Source organism: Microbispora oryzae (assembly GCF_017896165.1).
In the GTDB taxonomy this organism is placed as follows: Bacteria; Actinomycetota; Actinomycetes; order Streptosporangiales; family Streptosporangiaceae; genus Microbispora; species Microbispora oryzae.
This window is the reverse complement of record NZ_JAFCNB010000010.1, coordinates 197,093-222,716: the sequence shown is the minus strand read 5'-3', so window position 1 is coordinate 222,716 and position 25,624 is coordinate 197,093. Positions and strand designations below refer to the sequence as shown.

17 protein-coding genes are annotated in these 25,624 nt (G+C 72.4%); 7 read left to right on the top strand and 10 right to left on the bottom strand.

Annotated features, from left to right (window positions below):
* Positions 1 to 302 precede the first annotated feature (302 nt).
* Entirely contained in the window at positions 303 to 1,862 is a 1,560-nt protein-coding gene (locus JOL79_RS19900) for an LCP family glycopolymer transferase (protein ID WP_210157341.1), read from the bottom strand.
* A gap of 42 nt (positions 1,863 to 1,904) precedes the next feature.
* On the opposite strand from JOL79_RS19900, the gene JOL79_RS19895 reads away from it, so the two are divergent.
* Positions 1,905 to 2,981: a glycosyltransferase family 2 protein gene (locus JOL79_RS19895; protein WP_504739995.1), complete on the top strand. Its 1,077-nt coding sequence runs from the start codon at positions 1,905 to 1,907 to the stop codon at positions 2,979 to 2,981.
* Here JOL79_RS19895 and JOL79_RS19890 read toward each other — a convergent pair.
* From JOL79_RS19890 to JOL79_RS19880, 3 genes are read right to left on the bottom strand one after another with little or no spacing between them, the layout of a single operon-like run.
* Positions 2,958 to 3,578, bottom strand: a complete 621-nt coding sequence (locus JOL79_RS19890; protein ID WP_210157339.1) for a Uma2 family endonuclease — start codon at positions 3,576 to 3,578, stop codon at positions 2,958 to 2,960. The genes JOL79_RS19895 and JOL79_RS19890 overlap by 24 nt on opposite strands.
* Before the next feature lie 57 nt (positions 3,579 to 3,635).
* Positions 3,636 to 5,399: a CDP-glycerol glycerophosphotransferase family protein gene (locus tag JOL79_RS19885; RefSeq protein WP_210157338.1), complete on the bottom strand. Its 1,764-nt coding sequence runs from the start codon at positions 5,397 to 5,399 to the stop codon at positions 3,636 to 3,638.
* Between the two features lie 57 nt (positions 5,400 to 5,456).
* Entirely contained in the window at positions 5,457 to 6,863 is a 1,407-nt protein-coding gene (locus JOL79_RS19880; RefSeq protein ID WP_210157337.1) for a bifunctional cytidylyltransferase/SDR family oxidoreductase, read from the bottom strand.
* A 122-nt stretch (positions 6,864 to 6,985) separates the two neighbouring features.
* On the opposite strand from JOL79_RS19880, the gene JOL79_RS35095 reads away from it, so the two are divergent.
* The 6 genes from JOL79_RS35095 to JOL79_RS19850 all read left to right on the top strand — a co-directional run bounded on the left by JOL79_RS35095 (position 6,986) and on the right by JOL79_RS19850 (position 13,088).
* Positions 6,986 to 8,662 (top strand): CDP-alcohol phosphatidyltransferase family protein, encoded by a 1,677-nt coding sequence (locus JOL79_RS35095; protein WP_210157336.1) that lies wholly within the window; start codon positions 6,986 to 6,988, stop codon positions 8,660 to 8,662.
* Entirely contained in the window at positions 8,659 to 9,282 is a 624-nt protein-coding gene (locus JOL79_RS35090) for a DUF5941 domain-containing protein (RefSeq protein ID WP_210157335.1), read from the top strand. The genes JOL79_RS35095 and JOL79_RS35090 overlap by 4 nt, the downstream gene beginning before the upstream one ends.
* A 115-nt stretch (positions 9,283 to 9,397) precedes the next feature.
* Positions 9,398 to 10,129, top strand: a complete 732-nt coding sequence (locus JOL79_RS19865) for a phosphocholine cytidylyltransferase family protein (protein WP_210157334.1) — start codon at positions 9,398 to 9,400, stop codon at positions 10,127 to 10,129.
* Between the two features lie 101 nt (positions 10,130 to 10,230).
* Positions 10,231 to 11,271 carry an iron-containing alcohol dehydrogenase family protein gene (locus JOL79_RS19860; RefSeq protein WP_210157391.1) on the top strand — a complete coding sequence of 347 codons (1,041 nt, stop codon included), beginning with the start codon at positions 10,231 to 10,233 and terminating at the stop codon, positions 11,269 to 11,271.
* On the top strand, positions 11,249 to 12,007 hold the full coding sequence (locus JOL79_RS19855; protein ID WP_210157333.1) for a CDP-alcohol phosphatidyltransferase family protein: 759 nt from the start codon (positions 11,249 to 11,251) through the stop codon (positions 12,005 to 12,007). Before JOL79_RS19860 ends, JOL79_RS19855 begins: the two co-directional genes overlap by 23 nt.
* Positions 12,008 to 12,206: 199 nt before the next feature.
* Complete coding sequence (locus tag JOL79_RS19850) at positions 12,207 to 13,088, top strand: glycosyltransferase family 2 protein (protein ID WP_210157390.1); 882 nt, start codon at positions 12,207 to 12,209, stop codon at positions 13,086 to 13,088.
* 99 nt (positions 13,089 to 13,187) lie between these two features.
* Here the strand turns inward: JOL79_RS19850 and JOL79_RS19845 are convergent, their stop codons facing one another.
* The 6 genes from JOL79_RS19845 to JOL79_RS19820 all read right to left on the bottom strand — a co-directional run bounded on the left by JOL79_RS19845 (position 13,188) and on the right by JOL79_RS19820 (position 25,362).
* On the bottom strand, positions 13,188 to 13,931 hold the full coding sequence (locus JOL79_RS19845) for an acetoacetate decarboxylase family protein (protein ID WP_210157332.1): 744 nt from the start codon (positions 13,929 to 13,931) through the stop codon (positions 13,188 to 13,190).
* 228 nt (positions 13,932 to 14,159) lie between these two features.
* A complete protein-coding gene (locus JOL79_RS19840; protein WP_210157331.1) occupies positions 14,160 to 17,690 on the bottom strand; it encodes a WD40 repeat domain-containing serine/threonine protein kinase in 3,531 nt (1,176 codons plus the stop codon).
* A 63-nt stretch (positions 17,691 to 17,753) separates the two neighbouring features.
* The gene (locus tag JOL79_RS19835; protein WP_210157330.1) at positions 17,754 to 18,887 is read right to left on the bottom strand and encodes a glycosyltransferase; all 1,134 of its coding nucleotides are present in this window, start codon (positions 18,885 to 18,887) and stop codon (positions 17,754 to 17,756) included.
* Between the two features lie 85 nt (positions 18,888 to 18,972).
* The gene (locus JOL79_RS35500) at positions 18,973 to 21,081 is read right to left on the bottom strand and encodes an acyltransferase family protein (protein WP_210157329.1); all 2,109 of its coding nucleotides are present in this window, start codon (positions 21,079 to 21,081) and stop codon (positions 18,973 to 18,975) included.
* A gap of 281 nt (positions 21,082 to 21,362) precedes the next feature.
* A complete protein-coding gene (locus tag JOL79_RS19825; protein ID WP_210157328.1) occupies positions 21,363 to 23,537 on the bottom strand; it encodes an LCP family protein in 2,175 nt (724 codons plus the stop codon).
* 223 nt (positions 23,538 to 23,760) lie between these two features.
* A complete protein-coding gene (locus JOL79_RS19820) occupies positions 23,761 to 25,362 on the bottom strand; it encodes a hypothetical protein (protein ID WP_210157327.1) in 1,602 nt (533 codons plus the stop codon).
* Positions 25,363 to 25,624 lie beyond the last annotated feature (262 nt).

Here is a 25,624-nt window from a genome sequence, read left to right as displayed (position 1 = left end):
GTACGGAGAGGCGGCGCCGGATCGGCCGGCGGCCGAAGGGGAGCGGGGAGCTCCAGGCGCATCGAACCGGACGTCGGACGTCAGACGTTAAGAAGGGTGATCAGGGCCGTCAACGGCGCGCCCGGGGCCGTACAGGCGGCATGAACGAGATGCTGCGGCCGGTTTTGCGGCTTATCGAGGAGATGTCGCGAATAGCCGCGCAAATGATCGCAACTGAAATGAGTGAAAATTTCAGACTATTTCTGTATGAGGCTGTCGCGGGGTGGCATTCTCCGCAGGGGACGCGGAGACGGACCCGCCCGTCACGCCTTACAGATGTTCTGCGTCGCGGTACGGGCGGCCGGGGCGGCCCCGGGGCCGGCGGCCGGCGGCGCGACGGCGACCGTCACCTTCTTGACATCGTGACTGTTCTGACCGACCACGACCTCGATGCCGTTGACGTCAGGCAGCTCCCGCAGCTCGGCGCCCGGGATCGCCGCGGCGACCGTGCGCGCGGAGTCCTCCCGTCCGGGCGGGTAGCGGACGACGGTGGTGGCGAAGTCGCGGCGCTGGGTGTCTCCGGGCGCGCCCGGCACCATGAAGCCGGCGCCGAGCAGCGCGGACTTCGTCCTGGCCCCCAGGCCCTTGATGAGGGTGCCGTTGAGCACGCGGATCGAGATGCGCCCCGGCGGGATGGTCAGCGCGGCCGGGGACGGCGCGGGCGTCGCGGCTCCGGAAGGCGCCCCCGACGGCGCGCCGGAAGGCGCTCCCGAGGCGGCTCCCGACACCGCCGGCGACGGCGCTCCGGAGGCGGCGCCGGACGGCCCCCCGGACGGCTTGCCGGTCGGCTCCACGAGGGGCTGGTCGGCGTCGATGCGCCGGAACAGGTCCCGTGCCCCCGCCTTGTCCCACAGCACCGCCGACTCGCCCGTCGGCGCCCGGTAGTTCACGTCCGCCAGCGGCACGGTCGCGAACGACACGTCGTCGGTGGACACGTCTTTGAGCTGGCCGGCCAGGCCGAGCAGGTCGTGGGCGAGCGCGTTGTCCACCGTGATGGTCTTCAGGGTGGAGTTCACGAAACCGGCCAGCCTGGCGGGATTGGTCAGTGTGCCGCCGCTGAGCGCCTCGTGGAGCAGCGCGGAGATGACCTGCTGCTGCCGGTCGATCCGGTCGAGGTCGGACCGCGCGGTGGCCCGGGTGCGGGCGTAGGCGAGCGCCTTGACCCCGTCGAGGTTGTACGTGCCGGGCTGGAGCGTCAGCTTGGTCTTGGGGTCGTCGATGGCGACCGGCGTGCAGACGGTGACCCCGCCGAGTGACTCGACGACGCCGATGAAGCCGAGGACGTTGACTTCGATGTAGTGGTTGATCCGCAGCCCGGTCGCCTGCTCCACGGTCTGTACGGCGAGCTTCGGCCCGCCGAACTGGTACGCCGAGTTGATCTTGTGGGTGCCCTTGCCGGGGATGTTCGTCCAGGTGTCGCGCGGCAGGCTGACCACGGTCACCTTGCGGTGGTCCGCGGAGAGGTGGACCACCATCATCGTGTCGCTGCGCTGGCCGGCCTCACGGCCCAGATGGAGCTGGTTCTGCTGCCTGCGGCTCAGGTCGTCGCGCTTGTCGACGCCGACCAGCAGGACGTTCATCGCGCCGCGCGGGCCCGTCTCGCTCGTTCCCGCGTCCACCGACTGGATCTGGCTGGCGGCGTAGTTGGGCACCAGCCACAGGAACCCGGAGCCGAGCAGGACCGCTCCCGACAGGGAGCCGGAGATGATGACGGATCGGAGGCTTGTCCGCTTCCTGCGGGCGCGTGTGGCGGCGATGCGCACCCCGCCGTAGCCGTCGCCTCCGACGCGGACGCCGGAGTCCTCGTCACGCTCCCCAGGCATTCCGTTCCTCCGGTTGCCGTCTCCACCCCCCGGTACAGTAGCGTGAGCGCAGCCTTTAACCCCTGCCCCGACTCGCGAGAGACGAGCCACAAACTCATGCGGGACTACCCTCCGGTATCGGTGATCATGCCGGTGCTCAACGAGGAGCGGCACCTGCGGGAGGCCGTTCGGCAGGTCCTCGACCAGGACTACGCGGGCCCCCTTGAGGTCGTGCTCAGCGTCGGCCCGTCACAGGACCGCACCCAGGAGGTGGCGGACGCCATCGCGGCGGAGGACGCCCGCGTGGTCGTCGTCCCCAACCCGACGGGCCGCACCCCCAACGCGCTGAACGCCGCCATCGCCGCGTCGCGCAACCCCATCGTCGCCCGCGTCGACGGGCACGCGATGCTCCCGCGCGACTATCTGCGCACGGCCGTCGAGACGCTGGAGCAGACCGGCGCCGACAACGTGGGCGGCATCATGGCCGCCGAGGGCGTCACGCCGTTCGAACGCGCCGTCGCGTGCGCGATGACGTCGCGGATCGGGGTCGGCAACGCGCGGTTCCACACCGGCGGCGAGGCGGGCCCGGCCGACACCGTCTACCTCGGGGTCTTCCGCCGGGAGGCGCTCGACCGGGTCGGCGGCTACGACGAGCACTTCCAGCGCGCGCAGGACTGGGAGATGAACCACCGCATCCGCGAGACCGGCGGCCTGGTGTGGTTCCAGCCCCGGATGCGCGTCTCCTACCGTCCCCGGCCCACCGTGAAGGCGCTGGCCAAGCAGTACTTCCACTACGGCAGGTGGCGGCGCGTGGTCGCCCGCACCCACCAAGGCACCATCAACCTGCGCTATCTCGCGCCGCCCGCCGCCGTCGCCGCCATCGTGGTGGGGCTCGTCGTCTCACCGTTCTTCTGGCCCGGCCTGCTGCTCCCCGGCGCATACCTCGCGGCGATCCTCGCCGGGTCGGTGCTCACCGGCCGCGACCTGCCGGCCGCCGCGCTGGCGCGGCTCCCCCTCGTCTACGCGACCATGCACCTGTCGTGGGGGACCGGGTTCCTGACCAGCCCTTCGAAGCTGAGCACGCAACAGCGGCGGCCGGAGGCCGAGCGGGCGGCGCTACAGGATCTCTTCGAAGATTGACGTGTCCAGCGTGAAGCCGATCGGGTCGGGAATGTGGATCTCCCGGCCGAAGGTGACGGACGACGACATCTGATAGAGACCCTCTTTGGGCTCACTGAAGACGGTGACCGTCGGCGGCTCGCTCACCGGGTCGACGAGAAGCATCACCGGCACGCCGCCCCCGGCGTACATCCCGGGCTTCTTGTCCCGGTCGTCCTGCGCGCTGCCCCGCGACACGATCTCGCCGACCAGCATCAGGCCGGAGGAGAGCAGCTCGCGGTCGCCCCATCGGGGACAGTCGGCGGGGGCGAGCACGAAGTCCGGCTCGACCGGCTCGCGCGTGCCGTCGAGGCACACGTCGACGTTGCCCGCCCACGCGTCCCATCCTCGCTGGTCCATGAAAGGGATGAACGCCCGGTACAAGCGCATGGCCGAACGGCCGTGCTCGGGGGTGCCCACGGGGCTCACGATCAGTCTCCCGTCGATGATTTCGGTCCGGAGGCCCGGAAGGGGGGGAAGCGAGTCGAACAGCTCGCGGGGAGTGCTGGGGAGCGGGTGCTCGGGCACCGGGGCCAGCGCGGGGCCTCGGCCATGGGGCTTGCGTGAGGTGGCGACCATGGATGCGCACTTCCCTTCGTAACCGTCTCGACACACTGCGTAGACGGGAGAAGTATGTCAGCCGCCGACGGGCAGGGCGAGCGATCCGCGGGACCGTTCGCAGGCGCGCCTGAGCTCCTCGTCGAAGCGGGCGAGCGGGTCGGGGTGGTCGGGCCCGAGCAGGTAGGCGCGCAGCGCCCGGCGCGGCTCGGCCATGACGTCCTCGCCGTCGTCCAGCCGCCGCAGGATGCCGGGCAGCTCGTCCAGGCCGGCGCCCAGCAGGTACGCCGCCCCCGCGGCGGGATAGCGCGAGCGGAACTCGTCCTCCGGCAGCCCCGCGACGTTGGTCACCACGTAGGGCTTGCCGCTCGCGATGAAGTCGGAGACCACACTGGAGATGTCCCCGATGAGCACGTCCGCCTCGTTGAAGCAGTCGTACAGGCCCGGCTCGCGGCCGGTGATGGCCACCGGCCGCACCGGGGAATCCGGAGCGGAGTCCTGGGCGGCCCGGATCGTGGCGACGATCTGGCGGTGCGCGGCCCGGGCCGCGGCCGAGCGGTGCCCGGTCAGCGGGTGCGGCTTGTACACCAGCCGCACCCGCCGTTCCATCAGGGCGCGCACCAACCGCGGGCCCATCGTCAGGAGCGAGGAGTGGTGGAGGTCGTCGGTCCAGCCCTCCCACGTCGGCGCGTACAGCACGGTCCGGTACGGTACGGCGCCCTCGGCGTGCGGACTGGTGCGGGCGACCGCGGCGAGCTGGGGGCGGCCCACCTCGACGACGGCCTCGTCGCGCACGCCCACCCCGGCCCGCAGGTAACGGTCCCGGCCGGCCGGCCCGGCCACCCACACCTCGTCGTACACCTTGGTGAACGGGTTGAACGACGCCTCCTTGTCGCTGTCGCCGTGGCCGATGAAGACGCTCCTGATGCCGGGCACGCGCAGCATGTGGATGTTGTTGCCGACATTGGCCGGGAACAGCGCGACCCGGGCGGAGTCGAGCCCGCGGAAGTTCATCAGGTCGACCGACGAGGGCACGCAGATCACCGGGAGCGTCGTCGGGCCGAGCGCCGCGAGCAGCGACCGCTCCCTGAGCACGACCAGCGTGCGCGGTGAGACGCGTTCCATGGTGTTCAGCCACATCGTGGCCTGGTAGATCGCGCTGGCCGGTCCGGAGAAGTACATCAGCACCTCGGGCGCGTGGTCGCGGACCCGCTCCTCGATCTCGGCGACGACGCGCCTGCGGTCGCGCAGGTGGGCGGCCTTCCGGGCCAGTACGGCGAGGGCGGCGACGGCCGCGGCCTGCGCCGCGAGGGCGGCCGCCGCGCCCGCCGCCGGGGCCCATCCGGGGCCCTCCACGGCCGCCAGCGCGGCCGGGGCGACGGGCAGCGCGTCGAGGTAGAGCGGGCGGACGCCGCGCCAGGCCAGCAGCGACGCCGGCGGCGCCGGTGGGACGCGCAGGCCGGGCAGGTCGAGGTTCCTGGTCGTGATCGGCATCTGGTTGTGGCACCGGTCGACGAAGAGGGCGAGCCAGGTCTGCACGGCCCGCCCGCCGTGGAAGAGGAAGAGCCCGGTGGCGAGCATGACGTACCAGTGCGGCTGGGCCGGGAACGCCCGGGCGAGCAGCAGGACGGCGGCCGTCTCCCGCGCCACGAAGCGCAGCGTCGCGCCCATGTGGGCGCGCCCGAGCGCGTCGGCCGCCCGGCGCGGCAGCGTGAGCTCGGCCGCGTACGACAGCGGCACCAGGACCGCGAAGGCCCAGGGCAGCGGCCACAGCGCGGCCACGCCGAGAGCCGGGTACGCCGCGAGCAGCAGTGCGGTGAGCAGGCCGGTGCGACCCCTCATCGTTCCCCCCGTGTGCCGCGGCCCCGGCGGGGCCGCGTGTTGTGCGTCGTGTGTCGGTCAGTGGTTCAGCCGCACGTCCACGACCTGCCCGGTGAGCCGGGACAGCAGGACGTCGAGGCTGGTGCGGGCGACGGCTGAGGGGGAGAGCAGCGTCGCGGCGGGCTCGTCTCCGAACGCCCGCAGCCGCATCGGGGTGGCGGTGCGCTCCGGGTTCACGCAGTTGACCCGGATGCCGTGGCAGGCCCACTCGTCGGCGAGCGCCTGCGTGAGGTTGACGACGGCGGCCTTCGTCGAGGAGTAGAGGCTGTAGTCGGCCCGGCCGCGCGTGTAGGACGACGAGGTGTACAGCAGCAGGTGGCCGCGGGTCTCCATCAGGTATTTGAGGGAGGCGCGGGCGATGTTGACGGGACCGAGGTAGTTGACGCCGATCGTCTCCTCGATGGTGTGCGGCCCGGCCTCACCGAGCTTGCCCATGTGGAGCACGGCCGCCGTGTTGACGACGTAGTCGATGCGGCCGCTCAGCGCGTACACGCGGGCCAGGGCGTCCTCGACGGCGGCCACGTCCTCCACCCGCACGCCGTTCTGGCTGCGGGAGAAGGAGTGGGCGTCGGCGCCGTGCTCGCGGGCGAGCGCCACGACGTCGGCCCCGATGCCGTAGCTGCCGCCGAACACGACGACGGTCCTGCCGGTGAGCCCCTGCCGGTAGCCGTGCTCGTCCAGCGCGGGGGCCGCGCACGCGCCGAGCTGGAAGAGCTTGTCGGCGATGTAGACGTCGACCGGGTGGGTGACCTTCATGTTCTGCTCGCTGCCGGGCACGATGTAGATCGGCACGTCGGGCAGGTAGCGCAGGACCACGCCGCAGTCGTCGGTCGCCGGCTGGCTGCCGAACGCCGGATCGGCGAACGCCCGCTCGTACGCCTCCCGGATGATCGACAGCCGGAAGCACTGCGGGGTCTGCCCGCGGCGCAGGCGGGAGCGGTCGGGGATGTCCCTGATGATGTCGCCGCGCGGCCCGGGGGCCGCCACGACCACGGTGTCGGAGGAGGGGATCGCGACCTCGACGGCCTCGTAGGCGCGGAGGGCGGCCACGCAGTCGCTGATGATGCGCGGGTCGACCAGCGGGCGCACCGCGTCGTGCAGCAGCACGTCGCACTCCTCGTCGCCCAGTGCGCGCAGCGCCCGCCAGGTCGTCTCGGTGCGGCTGGCGCCGCCTTCGAGGACCTTGGTGACCTTGGTGTAGCCGTTGCGGCGCACCAGCTCCTCGGCCTCCGCGACGAAGCCGGGCACCATGAGGACGACCACCTCGTCGATGTCCGGGTGGCCGTCGAAGACGTCGATGGTGTGCTCCAGGATCGTCTTCCCGGCGATTTTCAGCAGCTGCTTCGGGGTGCCCAGGCCGACCCGCTGCCCGACGCCGCCGGCCAGGACCACTCCTACCCTGCGCAGACGCGATTCCGCGATCATGATCTCCTCCCCGCACCCGACCATACCGGTGCGGGCGGCTCGAGAAGGTGATTGCCACCTAGTGATCACTCGGTTACTTTGCGAGGTGAACACCGCGTGGCCGACGTGAAGCGGGTTATTTCATGGGGGCGGATCCGAGCAGGCCCGGAAGGGCGCACGACCCACAGCACGACCCACAGCACCACCCACAGCACCACCGAGAACACGACCGACGGCACGACCGGCAGGAGCAGGACCAGGAGCGGGACCGGCGTTACGATCCCGCGCGTGTCGCGCCGGGCGACACGGTGGTGGTGGTCCTCGCCACCTCGCCCGTCTGCGGGACGCCCGCTCCCGGCGGCAGCCTCCTGGAGCGCCTCACCGCCCAGCTCGTGACGCTCCCGGTCCGGGAGATCCATCTCATCACCCGCGAGGACGCGGGCGGCGCGGGCCCGGCGGGAGGCGGGCCGCCCCGCGAGCTCACCACCAGCGGCGGGCTCGCCGACGACCTGCGCGCGGTCGCCAAGGTGGCGCGGACCTCCACCTCGCCGGTGGCGGTGCTCCCGGCCGACGTCGTCGCCCACACCGAGGCCCTGGCCGCGCTGCTGGCGGACCCCGGACGGCCCACCGGGGCCGTCGTGGGCAACGGCGACCCCGTGCCCCTGCGCCCGCCCGTACGAACCGAGTGGGGCCGCGTCGTGTCGGCCGGCACGTCCTTCCATGAGGTCGAGTGGCCCAACGCCACCTTCCGGGGCGTGCTGCAGGTGGGGGAGGCCCACCTCGCGGGGCTGGCCGACATCGCCGAGGAACTGGCCGACCTCGCGCAGCGCCGCAGGCTTGGCCGGGTGAGCGACGCCGAGGTGACCGACCTGCTGCTCGCCGGTCTCGTCCGCGCCGGGGTGCCGGTCCGCGCCGTTCCGACGCGCGGCCTGCACTGTTCCCGGGTGTCCGGCCCCGACGCGGCGTCCGCGGCGATCCGCGAGCTCGACCGGGTCGACGAGCCGGCGGTGCGGTTGCGGGCGGCCGTCAAGACCGGTGACGGCCTCTTCACGACCTTCTGCGTCAGCACCTGGTCACGGCACCTGATCCGCCCGGCCGCGCGCCTGGGCCTCACTCCGAACGCGGTCACCGGCATGTCGGTCGGCCTGGCCGCGATCGCGGCGATCTGGTTCTCCGACGGGCACCGCCCCGCCATGCTGGTCGGCGCTGCGGCGCTCTACCTGTCGTTCGTGCTCGACTGCGTGGACGGCCAGCTCGCCCGCTACACGCGGGCGTTCTCGCCGCTCGGCGGCTGGCTCGACGCCATCTGCGACCGGCTCAAGGAGTATCTGGTCTACGTCGGGCTCGCGGCCGGATACGGCGCGGCGGCCGGTGCCGGTGCCGGTGCCGGTGCTGGTGCCGGGGCGGCCGGCTGGGCCGGGTCGGTGTGGCCGCTGGCCGTGGCGGCGATGGTGCTCCAGTCGGTCCGGCACATGGTCGACTTCTCCTACGCGGGCGCCGTGGCCGACGCGGCGCGCCGCGTCTCCGGGCCCGCCGGCCCTCCCCGGTCGATCGCGGTGCCGTGGGACAGCGCGCCCGCCGGGGCGCCGGGCGGGGCCGGGGCGCCGGGAACGGTGCTCGCGCTGTCGCGGCGGCTCGACCGGGGCGTGGCCTACTGGCTGAAGAAGGCCGTCGTGCTTCCCATCGGGGAGCGGATGGCCCTGATCGCCGTGACGGCCGCCCTCTTCGACGCGCGGGTGACCTTCCTGGCGCTGCTCGGCTGGGGCTGCGTCGCGCTCGCCTACACGGCCACCGGCCGGATCGTGAGGTCCTTCGCATGATCGCCGTGCACATGACCCCCGTGCCGCGCAGCGTCGTGGTGGCCTACCGCGACGACGGCCCGCTCTCCAAGGCGATGGGCCTGCTCGTCGCCGGTCAGATCCCGCCGCTGCCGCCCGCGCTCGCCGGGGCGTTCGTGACCGGCATCCTGCTCGTGCTCGGGGTGGCCGGGGCGCAGGACCTGGCGGTCCTCGCTCCCGCCGTCACGCTGCTGCTGGCCGGGGCGGGCAGCTCCCACCGGCACGACGGCAGGCTGGACTGGCTGGTCCCGCCCGTGCTCCGGATCACCGAGTACGGCTTCGTCGCGTCGGCCGGCTTCGCCCGGCACGTCTGGCCGCCGCTGGTGCTCGTGCTGCTCGGCGCGATGGCCTTCCACCACTACGACACGGTCTACCGGGTGCGTCAGCACGTCTACCCGCCGCCGTGGCTGGCGTCCGCGGGGCTCGGCTGGGACGGCCGGATGCTCGTTCTGGCGTTCGGCGGCCTGCTCGGCCTCATGCCGGTCGCGTTCGTCTTGCTCGCGGCGTACCTGTGGGGCCTGTTCTGCTGGGAGAGCCTGACCTGCTGGCTCGCGGCGCCCCGTGTGACGGTCGAGCCGGTCGAGGTGGGCGTGCCGGAGTGACGCGAGGCACACCCGCGATTAACAGAAGGCCAACTCCGGATTACCCAACCGAGGCCGGAACCCAACTAACCTTTGAGGTTACTGTCTGACGCTCGACCTCAAGGAGTGCGGGAAATTGCTCGGAATGGTGCTGGCCGCCGGAGCCGGACGACGCCTGCGGCCGTACACCGACACGCTGCCGAAGGCGCTGGTGCCGGTCGACGGTGAGACCACGATCCTCGACATCGCCCTGCGCAACCTCGCGGCGGTTGACCTGCGTGAGGTCGTCGTCATCGTGGGTTACCAGGCGCAGGCCGTACACGACCGCAAGGACGACCTGGAACGGCGTCACGGCGTGCGGCTGACCCTCGTGCACAACGACAAGGCCGAGGAGTGGAACAACGCCTACTCGCTGTGGTGCGCCCGCGACTACTTCGGGCAGGGCGCGCTGCTGGTGAACGGCGACACCGTCCACCCCGTGTCGGTGGAGCGGACCCTGCTCGCCGCCGCGGACGACTCGGACATCCTGCTGGCCGTGGACGACGTGAAGTCGCTCGCGGACGAGGAGATGAAGGTGACCCTCAAGGACGGGCATCTGGAGCGCATCACCAAGTTGATGGACCCCGCCGGCGCGTACGGCGAGTACATCGGCGCGACGCTCATCCGGCCGGGGGCGGCCGAGCGGCTGGCCGACGCGCTGAGGGCGACCTTCGAGCGCGACCCGCAGCTCTACTACGAGGACGGCTACCAGGAGATGGTCGACCGCGGCGAGAAGATCGCGGTCGCGCCGATCGGGAAGGTCGATTGGGTCGAGGTGGACAACCACGACGACCTGGCGAAGGCCCGTGAGATCGCATGCCGCTACTGAGCAGCGTCGAGCCCGTGCTCACATCCCCCATCCCCGGCGCTCGCGGGCGCACCGCCCCGCCTCTGGCCGCCTGAGGAGGTCTCATGCCGATTTTGGCAAGGATGCTCCCCGCCCCCCTCACGATGGAGGTCAGGCGGGGCGCGGTCGCGCAGCTCGGCACGCTGCTCGCCGACAGCCGGGTCGCCACGTCCGGCCGGGTCGCGGTGGCGGTGGGCGCGAGCCAGGGCGACCGGATCACCGAGATCATCAGCCCCTCGCTGTGTGAGGCGAAGATCTTCCGGGTGCCCGACGGCACGGTCGAGGCCGCCGTTTCCCTCGGCGCCGACCTGCGCAAGGGCGCGTTCGAGGCGGTGGTCGGCGTCGGTGGCGGCAAGACCATCGACGCCACCAAGTACGCCGCGTCGCTGGCGGGCATCCCGATGGTCGCCGTCGCCACGAACCTGTCCCATGACGGCATCTGCTCGCCGGTCGCCTCGCTCGTCTACGAGGGCGGCAAGGGCTCGTTCGGCGTGCCCATGCCGCTGGCCATCATGGTCGACCTCGACTTCGTCCATGACGCCCCCCAGTCGCTGGTGCGGGCGGGCGTGGGCGACGTGATCAGCAACCTGTCCGCCATCGAGGACTGGCAGCTCGGCAACGCCGAGCGCGGCGAGCCGATCGACGGGCTCGCGGTGTCCATGTCCAGGACCGCGGCGGAGGCTCTACTGGGACGGCCTGACTCGATCGAGTCCGACGCGTTCCTCACCGTCCTGGCCGAGGCGCTGATCCTCTCGGGCATGTCGATGGTCATCGCAGGGTCAAGCCGTCCTTCGAGTGGCGGCGATCATGAGATCCTTCATGCCGTGGATCAGCTTTTCCCCGGCACGTCGAACCACGGCGAGCTCGCCGGTGTCGGTGCGGCGTTCTGTTTCTTCCTGAGGGAGGACTCCCGCAGGCTCGACCAGGTGGCCGGTTGCCTGCGGCGGCACGGCCTGCCGGTCGTCCCCGGCGACGTCGGGCTCACGAACGACCAGTTCACCGAGGCCGTGATGCTCGCACCGAGCACCCGGCCGGGCCGCTACACCATCCTTGAGCACCTCCGGCTCTCCGAGCCCGAGGTCCGGGCGAGAGTTGAGGACTATGTCCACGCCGTCGGTCGCTGAGCTTCGCGCGGTCGCCCAGCCGCAGACCACCATGGACCGCCGCAGCGGTGAACACTGGGCCGGCCTGCTGTACATGCGGCGGTTGTCCATCTACGGCACCTGGCTGCTGGCCAAGACGCCGATCAGCCCCAACCAGGTCACCGGCCTGATGATCGTGTGCGGGGTCGGGGCGGGCGCCGTCCTGGCGCTGCCCGGCATCTGGGCGGCGCTGGGCGCGGCGCTGCTGATCCAGATCTACCTGCTGCTCGACTGTTCGGACGGCGAGCTGGCCCGCTGGACCGGCCGCACGTCCATCACCGGCGTCTACCTCGACCGGGTGGGTCACTACTTCGCCGAGGCCGCGCTGCTCATCGGGCTCGGGTTCCGGGCGTCGGAGACGCTGCCCGACTGGTACACCGTCCTCGGCTTCGCCGCGGCGCTGGGCGCAATCCTGATCAAGTCGGAGACCGACCTGGTCGACGTGGCGCGAGCCCGGGCCGGGATGGTGGCGGCCACCGAGACGTCGGCGGCGCAGTTCACCTCCTCGCGCGTCGCGCTGGCCCGCAGGGTCGTCGGCGCGCTGCGGTTCCACCGGCTCATCCAGGCCGTCGAGTTGTCGCTGATCGTGGTGGTCGCCGCGCTGCTCGACCCGTTGTTCTCCGCGACCCGCGTGCTGGTCGTGGCCTGCGCGGTCGTCGCGGTCGTCCAGCTCGTGCTGCACCTGGTGAGCATCCTGGCGTCCCGGCGGCTGTCGTGACCCCGCGCCCTCGTGTTGGTTTGTCCGGTCCTGGGCACTATGAGGGAAGCTCGTACATATGCCATTTGGTGGGGGTTCCTTGGCAGTTCCGATACCCTTGTTGCGCAGTAAACCAGGCAGAGCCCGGATTGCCCGGCCGCACAGACTCGGTGATCATGAAATCGTGTGGAGTACGCCCCAGGTCAAGGGCGATGACGCGGTGAAGATTTCATGCGTGATCCTCACGATGGGCAACAGGATCGCCGAGCTCGATCGGGCCGTCGAGTCCGCGTTGACGCAGACCGACGGCGACATCGAGGTGGTGATCGTCGGCAACGGCGCCGACGTCCCGAGGATCACGTCCCAGCCGCCCCCGGGCAGCACGGCCGCGATCAAGACCGTCCGGCTGTCGCACAACACCGGCATCCCGGAGGGCCGCAACCGGGGCGTGCAGGAGTGCTCCGGCGACGTCGTCCTCTTCCTGGACGACGACGGCTGGTACGCCAACTCCAAGGTCGCGGCCCACGTGCGGGAGCGGTTCGCCCACGAGCCCGACCTGGCCGTCATCTCGTTCCGGGTGATGGATCCCGAGGGCGGTTCGGTCCAGCGGCGGCACGTGCCGCGGCTGCGCGCCGGAGACCCCGAGCGCTCCTCGCCCGTGACCACCTTCCTCGGCGGCGCCTGCGCCATCAGGAAGTCGGCGTTCCTCCAGGTCGGCGGGCTGCCCGAGCGGTTCTTCTACGCCCATGAGGAGACCGACCTGGCCTGGCGGCTGCTCGGCGAGGGCTACCGTATCGAGTACGACGCCGAGACGGTCATGTACCACCCGCTGGTGCTGCCGACCCGGCACACCAGCTTCTACCGGCTCAACGCCCGCAACCGGGTGTGGCTGGCCAGACGCAACCTGCCCTGGCCGCTGGCCGCGCTCTACCTGCTCAACTGGGTCGTGCTCACGCTCGCCAGGGAGCGTTCGGCCCCCGCGGTCAAGGCGTGGTTCCAGGGTTTCCTCGAAGGACTGCGCGAGCCGGCCGGCGAGCGCCGCCCGATGGCCTGGCGGACCGCCTGGCGCATGCTCCGCCTCGGGCGCCCGCCGATCGTCTGACCTCCGCTGGACGGATCGGACCGGAAGCCGGCACGAGCGGCACCCTCACCCGCACGCTCATCCGGCGACCCTCCGGCCCCCGGGCCGCGGCGGGCCCCCTCACGCGCTCTCGGGCTCCGCGAAGGACATCGACAGCCGCCCCGCCGACACGGTCAGCAGGGCGCGCTTGGGCAGCCCGAGCTCGCTCAGCTCCTTCGCGATCGGATGGTTGCCCAGCCGGATCAGCGCCCCGCCCGGCCGCCAGCGCACGGCCCGCGGGCGGGCCCGCCACGGGATCCGCCGGGTGACCCCGTCCCGGTGGGCGTACGCGTCGGGGGTGGGGCCGCCGGAGAACGGCGGCCAGCCCAGCGGCATGCCCGGCCGGATCAGCAGATCGACGACCAGCCGCCCGTCCCTGCGCAGGATGCACCGCTTGTACGCCGATCCCAGGCGCAGATCGAGGTCGGCCAGCTCCTTCGGAAATCCCCAGATGCTCCGCCCGGCCTCCATCGTGAATCCCTGGTTCACCGGAAGCCAGTGGATGAACGCGCCGCCGCCGGCGGCCCGCAGGTCGCGCAGCGCGGCCAGCGGCCCCCGGCGCGGCGCCGGGCCGGTGCCGTGCCGCCGGACGAGGAAGACCACGCCGAACTCGTCGTACGCGTCGAGGTCGGAGTCGTGGTAGCGGACGAACACCAGCACGCAGACCGCCTTGCCGGGCAGCACCTCGACGACGTCCATCCCCGAGTACGCGAGGACCGCCCGGGCCGCGTCGGCCCGGACCAGATAGAGGGCCCCGCACATCGACGCGTCGCGGACCTCCACCGGCATGTCGATCCGGCGTCCGTGGATGTGATGGCTTGCCATGTCTCCAGTACAGCAAGCCGGGGGCCGGGGCGACAGCCGTACCGGCGGCAAGGTTGCGCCACCGCCGCCTCCCGCCGGCGACACGGCCGAGGAACCGGGCGCGTTGCGATGGTGGCGTTTGAGACTCCTTTGAGGTTGCTGTTGCAGCAACAGCAACCTCAAAGGAGTCTCAAAGGTGACGTCCTCACTGCCGGCACTCAAGAAGATCGTGAGCGGAACCCCGAAGAATCAAGCGGGGCAGACCTTCTGGTAGCTCAGGTCCGGTCCCACGTGCTCGCGCCACTCGTCCCGGGTGAGCGGGCGCCCCGCCCGCTCGCACACGGCGGAGACGGCCTTCGCGGGGTCGGCCGGCAGCTCCTGGAACGCGCCGTCGTGCCCCACCACGCGGAGGAGTGAGCCGTCGGCCGTGAAGGCGAGCGCGGGCGCTGGGTCGTCCGTCCCACGCGGAGCGGACGTGCCGGTGGTCACGGTCCAGGCGGCGCCGAGCCGGCGGCCCGTGACCGTGTCGAACAGCGTCACTCTGGTGTCGTGGGCGACGGCCAGGACGCGCCCGTCGGGGGAGAAGGTGGCGCCCAGCACGTCTCCCGGCACGCTGAACACCTGACCGGTCGTGCGCCAGGTGCGGGTGTCCCACAGGGCGACCGCTCTGTTCCCGTACGGTGAGACGCCCAGCGGGCCCTTCGGCGCGAGCGTCATCCACCTCCGTGCGAGCGTGCCGGGACCCTGCGCATGGGGGAGCACCTCGCGGGCGACGAGGTCGATGACGTCGGTCCCTCCCTGGTCGGCGGTCACGAGGAACCTGCTGTCGGAGCTGAAGGACAGCGCGCCTCCCGCGACGCCGCCGAACCGCATCACCTGCCTGCGCCGCGCCAGGTCGACGATGACGACGCTGCCCTGGCCGTAATAGTCGTTGGGCAGGGCGTGACTGATGGCGAGCAGGCGGCCGTCGGGGCTGATCCGCATGTCCGCCCTGTCGTGCTCCTCGGTCAAGGGCACCTCGCCCAGCTCGCGCCCGGACGCCGCGTCCCAGATCGTGGGGCCCGCGAGGTCGTCAGGGGAGAGGGTGACCACGGTGCGCCCGTCGGGGCCGACCCGCATGATCAGCCCGTTCCGGGCCACGTCGAACCGCCCGGTCCGCGTGAAGCCGGGCACCGACCAGCTCCGCACGGAGTTGCCCGTCAGGGCGAACACCGCGTCTCCCGAGGCGGTGAACCGCGTCTGCCGGGCATCGGCGGGCAGGACGCGCCGGAGACCGGTCAGCCGGCCGACGTCGTAGGCGGTCACCCGTCCGGCGTCGTCCAGGACGCTCAGCGTGCGATTTCCGGAGTCGAGCCGCGGAGATCCGACGATCCCGGAGGCGACGGTGAGCCGGAGGATCGGGGCCGCGTCCTCCAGCCGCCACAACGTGAGGCGCCCGTCCGCGGAGCCGTCGAAAGTGATCAGGAAGCGGCCGTCGGCGCTGAAGACGGCATCGGTGGACAGCCCGGGGAGGGCCCGCCGGTCCCACCTGCCGGTGGACAGGTTCCACAGCCTCGTCGTGGTCCCCTGCACGGCGGCCAGCGCGCCGTCGGGGCTGAAGGCGAGGACCGGCCCCGGCAGGTCGCGCGGAAGCCGCCTGCCCGCCGGTCTTCCCTCATCGGGGAACGTCCGCAGCGCTCCGTCGACGACGCCGAAGCGGTCGCCCGGTCCGAGCAGCGCTCCGCCCAGGGTCACGTCCTGCTTCTCCAGCGCCCGCCGCGCCACGTTCCACAGGGCGAAGTACGGCCCGCCGATGTTGTCCCGGACGACTATGTAGCCCCCGCCGGGGCTGAACTCCACGCTGTCCGGGCGGCCGTCGTCGCCCTTCATCTCCTCAGGCCCCCACCGGCCCCCGCCCAGCCGCCTGCCGGTCCGGAGGCTCCACAGCTCCATCGTCTTGCCCCGGGCGAGCGCCAGCGTGTCACCGTCAGGCCCCAGCGCTGCGGTGACGGGCGCTTCGCCGATCCCGCCGAAGGTCGTGATCCGCCGCCCGGTCATCACGTCGTAGGCGGTCACCCGGCCGGCGCCGGCACTGACCAGCGTCCGCCCATCGGGGCTCAGCGCCCGTCCCTCGTTGGCCGGGGCGGGATCCGTGAAGACCGACCGCTCCTGCTGGGTCAGCGAGCTCAGCACCGCGGATCCGGCCTCGGGGACCGGCGCGACGCGGTAGGCGGCCACGCTGAGCAGCATCGCCTTCACCGGGTCGGTCCCGCGCAGCGCGTCCGCCTGCAGCGCCACCCGCCGCGCCGTGGCTCTCGCCCGCTCATCGGCCAGGCGCCTGCCGGTCTCGTCGCTCCTGGCCGACTGCTGCCAGGCGAGGGCGCCGGCGGTGAGCGAGGCGATGAGCAGGACCCCAAGGCCCGTGGTGACCAGGCGGCGCCGCCTGATCTGCCGCACCGACCCGCTCCTGCTCGCCTCGACGAACGTCCGCTCCGTGGTGTTCAGGGTCAGGTGCGTGGCGGCGGCCCATGCCAGCGCCTGACGCAGGGCGGTGCCGCGGAGAAGGTCCTCCGGGCGGCGGCCGTTCCGCGCCCACCGCCGGGCGGCCTCGCCCAGCTCACGGTGACGGCCGAGCGCGTCGCGGTCGCCGGTCACCCATTCCCGCAGCCTGGGCCAGGCGTACAGCAGGGCGGCGTTGCGGATGGCGACCGTGTCGCCCTGACGGCGTATCACCATGGCCTGCTCGAGTGCGGCGAGCACCTGCTCGGCGTGCCGGACCTCGATCAGCTCCTCCAGGGCGGCGGTGCGAGGCGCCTCGTCGCCGTCGCGGACGTCCACCAGCCGCAGCAGCAGATCGCGCGCCACCTCGCGCTCGGACGGCGGCAGCCCGGCGTAGCACTGCTCGGCCGCCGCGCCGAGCGTCGGCTCGCCGGCCGGCCCGCCGGGCGGCCGCACGTCGGCGGCGGCCTGGGCGCCCTCGGCCAGCGTCGCCCGCCCGCCGCCGCCGAGCAGCGCCAGCAGCAGATGCCGCGCGGCCGGACGCGCGGCCGGGTCCTTCGACAGCCCGGCGCGGACCAGCTCACGCAGCCCTACCGGCAGGACATCGAGGTCGGGGTCGTGGTTGAGCAGGCGGTTGATGACGGCGAACGTCGTCGGGGCGGTGAACGCGTCGCGTCCCGTCGCGGCGAACAGGACGACCGCGCCCCAGGCGAACACGTCTGCCGCGGGCTCGGCGCGTCCTCCCGAGAACAGCTCGGGCGCCATGTACATCGGGGTGCCGGCCAGTTCTCCCATCGAGGTCAGCGACAGGCCGGCGGCCCTGGCGATGCCGAAGTCGATCACTCGTGGCCCGTCGGGGCCCAGCAGCACGTTCTCCGGCTTCAGATCACGGTGCACCACGTTCGCCTGGTGGATGGCGGCCAGCGCGGTGGCCATGCCCAACGCCAGCCGGTGCAGCGGGTCGCCCGAGAAGGGGGCCTCCTCCCGCACCGCCGCGCGCAGGCTCGGACCGGGGACGAACTCGGTGACGATGTAGGGACGTTCGCCGTCGAGATCGTGATCCAGGATGCGGGCGGTGCAGAACGACGCCACCTGCCGCGCCGCGGCGACCTCCCGGGTGAAGCGGCGGCGCAGGGGAGAGTCGCCGGAAAGGTAGGCGTGCAGGACCTTGACCGCCACGCGGTTGGCCGCCTCGTCGTAACCCTCGTAGACGACGCCCTGGCCGCCCGAGCCGAGCCTGCTCGCCAACCGGTAGCGGCCCAGTCTCGCCGGGTCCCCTGGGCGCAGGGCGTCTGCCGTCATGGTTCCTTAGATGGCGGATCGCCCCATCCGGTTCGGCGGCGCTCGGCGGGGGCGGTCCCCCGGCTAGACCGTGACGGCGCCGGCGCGGCGGACGGCGACCTCCTCCGGGGCGCGGGCCCACCCTTCGAGCAGGGCGACGAAGTCCGGGGCGGCGGACGGCCAGTGGTAGTTGCCGAGCGCCTCGGCGTACCCGCGGGCGCCCATCGCGGCGCGCCCGTCCCCGTCGTCGCGCAGGCGCAGCACGGCCTCGGCCGTGGCCGCGACGACCTCGGCGGTCTCCCCGAAGGGGACGACCATCCCGCAGCCGGCCCGCTCCACCAGTGACACCGCCTTCCGCAGCGGCGTGGTGACGACCGGGATCCCCCTGGCCATGTACTCGATGATCTTGGTGGGCGTCGACTCCCGATAGTTCGGCACGTCGTGCAGCAGCGACAGGCCCGCGAGCGCGCCCTCCGCCATGCGCAGTGCGTGCCGGTTCGGCACGTACCCGAACCAGTCGAGCACGCCCTCCCGCTGGGCGTCGCGCAGCAGCGGACGGACGTCGCGGTCGGCGGGGCCGATCAGGTCGAGGCGGATGCCGTGCGGGCGCAGCAGCCGGGCCAGCTCCACCATCTCCACCGCGCCGCGGGCCGCCGAGATGTGACCGACGTAGACGACGCGGTTCGCGCCGGGCGGCGGGGGTGGCGTCTCCGGGACGTAGGTGTGGTTGAGCACCACGGGGTGATCGCCGGTGAAGCGCTCGCGGTAGGACTCCTCCGCGAGGATCAGGTGGAGCCTGCGCTCCGCCCGGCCCTCCACGGCGCGGATCAGCGGCGGCAGCGCGCCGCGCAGCGAGTCCGGCAGGTACGGCTTGGCCTCCAGGGCGCCGGCGGTGTCCTCGTGGACGTCCCAGACCGTGGGCGGCCTGCGGCGCGGCAGGGCGAGCAGCAGCTCGATGTCGTGCACGAGCAGCAGGTCGGCGTCCTTCACGCCCCTGCGGAGGGCGGCGTGCGCCGCCTTGATCGCCTTACCCCTGCGCAGGCCGACGGCCCGCGGCACGTCGATCGCCCGGATGCCCGGCTGCGGTGTGACGTTGCAGTGGGTGAACGGTGCGACGAACGTCACTTCGTGCCCCGCGTCGAGCAGCGCCCGGATCTGGCGATGGGTGATGCGCGCGTCCTCCGGGTGATGAACGATCGTGCCGACACATACCCTCATAGAGGGAGGCTGACCGCTGGGTCCGAAATGACTGGATGCGTCGGGTGAATGGCCATCGAATAGCCGCTGAACATCAGGCGCTCGGCTACGCCCCCTGCTTCACGGGCTCGCCCTGCCTGGCGGGTTCGCTCTCCTTCGCGGGCTCGGTCTGGCCGGCGGGCCGGCTCGGCCGCCGGTAGAGCCAGGTGAGCCGGGGTTCGAGCAGCCACTTGAAGAGCGTGCGGGTGATCGGCATGCACAGCACGATCGCCAGCGCGAAGCACGCGCTCGCGATGGCCGCGACGCCGAGCGGGCCGTTCAGCCAGGGGACGCTCAGCCAGCCCATCTCCTTGGCGATCATCACCGGGACGCCGTGGAGCAGGTAGCAGTACAGCGTGCGGGTGCCGAGGTCGGAGAACCACGTGTCGCCCTTCGGGACCAGCGACATCACCGCCGCGGACATCGCCAGGGCGGCCACCAGCAGGGCGACGCGCAGCGCCATGCCCTTCCACCAGACGAGGTGGAGCTGCTTGTAGCTGTCCTTGTAGTAGATCGCGTCGAGGCTGAGCGAGTGGTTCTTCACCAGGTAGACGGCCGTCGCCGCGGCCCCCAGCAGCACCAGGACCGACAGGGCCATCACCCAGCGCCGCTTGAGGAAGTCGAACAGCCCCGGCTTGATCACGAGCCCGAGGACGAAGAACGGCATCAGGCCGAAGAACCGGTCCATGCTGAAGTCGCCGCTGAGGTCGGAGAAGCCCGCGAAGAGATAGACGGCCACCGAGATCACGAAGGGGAAGCGCATGCGCCTCCAGACAGGCGTGGACAGCCGCCAGAAGAGCAGGGCGATCAGGTACCAGTTCAGCCACGCCGGATCGGTGATCGTGATGCTGAACTTGTGGCCGAAGGCGGTGCGGAGCGCGGCATACCCCACCTCGACGATGACGTACGGCACGAGGAACGTGTCGACGAGCTTGTTGGTCTTCGCGTTGGAGTTCCAGAAGTTCCTGGACAGGTAGCCGCTGATGACCACGAACAGCGGCATGTGGAAGACGTAGATGAACAGGTACGCCGAGCGCGCCGAGTCGGTCGCGAGCGTCGGGACCAGTGAGTGGCCGATCGGCACCAGGGCGATCAGCAGAAACTTCGCGTTGTCGAGGTAGGGATCGCGCCGCCGCCTGGCGGGGGGCTCGGGCTCGGGCTCCGGCTCCTCCCACGGCTCGGCCGGGCCGGTGCGGCCCTGTCGCGAGGAGGGTGGCCCGAAGGGATCGGTACCGTCCAGCAAGTGGTTGGGCGCCTCGGCCCAGGCGGGCACGGGCGGCGGCCCACCGGCGGCGCCGAGCGGACGGCCCAGCGGACCGGTCTCGGTCAGGCCACGAGGGCTGTCCGCGGCGCCGTTGCCGCGGTGCCACGCGTCCCACCCCGGCACCGGTGCGCCGTCGGGCGTGCCCGGCCACTCCAGGATGCGCGGCTCCCGCGGGCCGGCCCCGGCCCGCGGCCTGCCCTCCGCGGCGGGCGTCTCCGAGACCGGCTGCGGCTCACCCGTCGTCGTTCTGCCGGCCGTCGCTCCCTGGGCCGCGATTCCCTGGGCCGCCGTTCCCTGGTCTGTCGTGTCGCGGGACTCCGCCTGGGGCGCGTCGGCCTGCGCACGGGAGGAGAAGTAGTCGAAGCCCTCCGGGGCCGGCGCGTTCTCCGGGGGCTTGCCCAGCCCCCCGGCGGAGCCCGGCCTGCGCGGGCGGCGCACCGGCAGAGGCGGCTTGTCCACGGGACTGTCCAGCGGCCGGTCCAGCGGCCGGTCCAGCGGCCGGTCCAGCGGCCGGTCCAGGGGCCTTTCCGGGGCCGGGGAAGCGGCGCCGGAGAGGAGGCCGGAGTCGGCGGCCGGGCCCGCGGGCCCGGCCGTTCCGTTCGGTACGCCGTTCCGGGCGCTGCCGAGGCTGCTACCGAGGCCGCCGCTCGGACCGCTGTCGAGGATGTCGTCCCCACCCGGCTGGGCGGGCCGCTCGTGGGTGCCGTGCCGCCCGTCGAGGAGGCCCGCGCCGCCGTACGGCCGCGCCGGCGCACCCAGGTCGCCGTTGTCCGCGTGGCGCCCCTGGTCGATCTCCGGTGGCGGCCACTCGCCCGTGATCCGGCCGATCACACCCGTGGGCGCCTCTTCGGCGTCGGAGGTGTCGCCGTGCGGGGGATGAGAAGCCGGAGGGTGGTGTCGGGGGTCACTCACGGGGGAACGCTCAGCTATCTGTCGGAGGCTCGGGGACGGCCGCGTCCCGCGACTCGTCGCGATCCGCTGCCGGGTCCTCTACGGACCCTAGCGAAGGCGCCCCGGCACATCAGCCGAACGGGCGAACAGGGCGCGTCCGCCTGATCAATACCCTAACGTCCGGATGGAACGGATGTCGCCACAGCGATCGAACGTAACCGATGTGACACCTGTTGCGATCATGGTCAAGGAATCATGGTCAAGGAAAGGCCGGGACCCCCTGGTGGAGTCCCGGCCGTCCGTCAGCCGGAGCAGGGGTTCGTCTCCGAGGTGACCGCGTTGTCGCCGAGGTCGAGGGGTGTCCGCACGCCCTGCCAGTCGGCCCCGATGACGAGCTGGATGATCGGGCCGGGCACCCGGCCCTTCGGCGCGTCCGGCGGTGGCGAGCTGGGGGTGAAGGGCTGCACCGGGCCGGTTGCGGCCTTGCCGGTCTCCGGGGTGACCGTGTTCAGCAGCTTGCCGGTGAGGATCTTCGCGGAGTCCCAGCCCGGGCCGGTGTAGCGGACCATGGTCTTGGGCTGGTCGGTGCCGTCCGGCTTGCGCGCGTCGCCCACGCCGACCACCTTGAAGCCCTGCGCGCTGAGCGCTTCGGCGACCTCCTTGGCCCGGAGGGCGGTGTTGGTGCCGTTGAAGACCTGCACCTTGACCTGCTGCGGCTTGGTCACCGTGGGCGCGCTGGGCTTGGCGCCCGGTGAGGCGGCGGCCGAGGGGGTCGGGGTCGTCGGCGTGACCTGGGTGTCGCTCCTGACGGCGTTGAACAGGTTGTCCGCGTCAGGCTGCTTCCACTGGACGCGGTTCGGGTTGGGCGGGTACGCCTCCCAGGGCACCGTGGTGGCCTTGAACCCCTTGGCGCTCAGCTTGGAGGCGCTCCGCGCGATGTTGATGAGCGTCTCGGCGTCGAGGTCGTTGTCCATCGTCACCGACTTGGCGGCGGCCTGGATGAAGCCGGTCAGCTTGGGGATGTCGGTGAGCAGGGCGCTGCTGGTGGCCTTCTTGACCACCTGCGAGATGAAGACCTGCTGGCGCTTGATCCGCGAGATGTCGCTGCCGTCGCCCAGGCCGTGCCGCAGCCGGACGTAGGCGAGCGCCTGCTCGCCCTTGACCAGGTGCTTGCCGGCCGAGAGGGTCAGCTTCGACGCGTGGTCGTTCACCGCCTGAGGCAGGCAGATCTGGATGCCGCCCAGGGCGTTCACGATGTTCTTGAAGCCGGTGAAGTCGACCTTCACGAAGTGGTCGACGGGAATCTTGGTGAGGCTCTCGATGGTCCGCCGGGTGCAGATCATCCCACCGTCGGAGAAGGCGGAGTTGATCATCCCCATATGGGCCGGGACCGCGACGCCGTGCGCGTTGTTGCAGGTGGGGATCATCACCATCGAGTCGCGCGGGAAGCTGAGCAGCGTCGCGGTGTCCCGGTTGGGCGACACGTGCAGCATCATGATCGTGTCGGTGCGCTCGCCGTCGTTGACGAGGTGCTGGCCGTACTTCTTGTTGTCGCCGGCCCGGCTGTCGGAGCCGACGAGCAGCACGTTGATGGCGCCCGTCGCGTTCTCCGGCCGGTTGGTGTCCAGGTTGTCCGTGCCGGCGGTGCGGTTGAGCAGGCCGAAGGCGTCGCGGTAGAGCTTGTAGGCCGTCAGCGTGCCGATGACCAGGACGCTGGTCATCACGACGGCGATCCAGCCCACGACGCCGAGGCCCTTCTTGCCCCCGCCGCCCGCGCCGCCGCGCCGCCGGCGCGACCCGCCGTCTCCGTCACCGTGTCCGTCACCATGCGCGTCCGTGTGGGAGGCGTGGCCCGTGTCGTCCGCGTCGTCGCCCCGCCTGCGCCGTCGGCGTTTCGGCGGGTCCTCGTCGAGCAGGTCGTCGTCGGCCTGGGGATGGGCGCGTCCGTCCGCGCGTCCCTCGGGGGACCGGCCGTCGCGGCGCCCGCCACGCCGCCCCTCGCGCCCGTCGTCGTAGCCCGCGTCGCGATATCCGGCGTCCTGGTAGCCGCCGTCCTGGTAACCGGCGGGTGGGTAACCCGCGCTCTGGTGGCCCGCGTTCTGCGGGCCCCTGGCGCCGTGCCCGCCGCCGTAACCGGCGCTCTCGTAGCCGGCACGGTCATAACCGGCCCCGCCCTGGCCTGCTCCGTCGTAGCCCGTGCCGTCATAGCCCGTGCCGTACGCGGGGGTCGGGTAGCTCGCGGGGTCGTAGCCCCCGGCGTCCCGGCCGGTCGGCTGGAAGGGGTCGTCGCGACGTGGCCGCCGGCCGCGGGCGTCCTGCTCGGGGGGGACGGCGCCGCCCCTGCCCCCGCCTCGGCGGCGGCCTCCGGCGTCGGGGCCGTACGCGTCCTGGCCGGAGTCGGCGGGGCCCCACACCCTCTGGTCCGCCGGAGGCTCTTCGTCCCGGCCGGAGCCTCCGGCGCGCCGCCGCCCGCTCATCGGCCGTTCCTCGCGTGAAGGACCGTCTGGCGTCCGGGTGACCAGCGGGACGGGTCACTGCCTCGCTCGCGCACCTGTCCTCCTTGCCTGCGTTCGCTGACGCGCTCACGAGATTAGGTCACGCCAGCGTGTTAAGCGCCGCTATCGATGGGATCAGGGCCGCTACCAGCGGGTTACCGGTCCCGGCGGATCCAGCGGGAGAGCATACTAAAACACGGACATTTCAGGGTATGACTCTTAATTTTGCTTTACCGATATTTCTCCGGCCGGACCAGGTCAGTGAGGGCGCTTCGCCCCCGACGCCCCGGTCACCCCGTACGGCCAGGGCGGCGGCGAGGCAGGCGAGGGGCGCCACCGGAAGCACGTACCGGTAGTCGAACTGGGCCGTCGCGGGCGGGATCACCAGCAGCGCCCAGGCCGTGCACCACGGCAGGCCCCAGCGTCCCGGGCTCCCCGGGCCTCCGGCGGCTCGCCGGGTAGCCGAAGCTTCCGGGCCCCGCGAGCCGTCCCGGCCGCCGGACGGCCGCCCGCGCCGCAGGAGCCGTACGGCCCCGGCCACCGGGGGGATCAGCAGGACGCCCAGCAGGACGGCGCCCGGCAGGTACTCCACCCGCTGGTAGGCCCGCATCAGCCCGGCGTACGGCTCGTCGATGCGGACCGTCAGCGACCCCTGCTCGTACTGTTCGGCGAACCGCGTGCCCACGACCGCCGGGTGCCGTCCCGGCGGCGGCGGGACCTTCGCCGGGAACTCGTAGTAGCCGTACGTGTCGGGGTCGGGGTAGACGGGCCGGTCCACGACGAACGATCGCGCCAGCTCGCTGATCGTCGAGGTGATGTAGTCGAGCGGCTGGCTGCGGATGGCGAGCGAGGCGAACCGGCCCGCGAGGTCGTCGGTCTCCCGGGTGAAGGTGATCCCCGGCAGCCGCACCAGCGCCGAGTCCGAGGCCCAGATGTACTCCTGTGGCGCCGGCCGGTCGGACGGCGGGCGGGGATCGCACAGGATCGCCAGATCGGGCGGCGGCTTCATGACGCCGCAGTCAGCGAAGGACATGGTCCGCGCGTAGAGGAAGACGCCGTTCGACGCGACCAGGCCGAACCGGTGGTTCGCGGCGGAGAACCAGCCCATGTAGCCCGCGACCGGCACGACGGCGGCCAGCGTGAGCACGGCGAGACGCCTCGGCGCACCCCATCCGGCCCGGCCCGGCCTCGCCTCGCGGTAGCCGTTCCAGAGCACGAAGAACGCGAAGACGACGATCAGCGGCAGGCCGACGGTCCTGGTCACGATGGCGGCGGCGAGCAGAAGCCCGCAGCCGGTCGCGGCGAGCGCCGAGGAGGGCCGCCGCAGCGCCAGGCAGACCGCGCCGGTCACGAGGAGCGCGAACAGCGTGTCGGAGACGAGCAGGTGCTCCAGCTCGATCTGGTACGCGTCCAGGAGGACGGGGGCCGCGGCCGGCGCGGCCGCCCACGCCGGGGCCCCGCACCGGCGTGCGGTCGTGTACACCAGGACGCCGACCAGCAGCCCGAGAAGGTGCTGGACCACCGTGACGAGCCCGAAGGAGTGGAACGGCTCAAGCGCCCGCAGGAAGATCGAATAACCGGCCGGCCGCACCAGGTCGGGCCGCAGCCGCATGGCCGTCACGACGTACGTGTACGAGTCGGGAAACCACAGCGCCGGTCGATACCCGAGCACGGCCGCGAGCCGCAGCAGCGTCCCCACCACGAAGAACATGAGGAACAGCAGGTGCCGCGTGATCCGACCGGCCACCAGACCGGCCACCAGACCGGCCGCCCGCCCGCGCAGCCGCGCGGCCGTGTTCGCGACCACGCGCGCGGCCGTGCTCGCGGCCGGCCACGTCCCGGTTCCCCGCGAGCCCCTCACTCAGCCCCCCTGCCGTCCGGCCTGCTCCCGGCGTACGCTACCGGCTCCGCGCGGGGACCGACGACGCGCGCGAGGCGCGGCAGCCGCGACGCGCGGGGGCGTTCACGCCCGCAGGACCGGGATCGCGGGGCGGGGCGGCTACGCTCTGCTCATTCCGACTGACAGACTCGACCGCTCGTACCGGTGGACGCCCCTGCCGTCGGCGGGC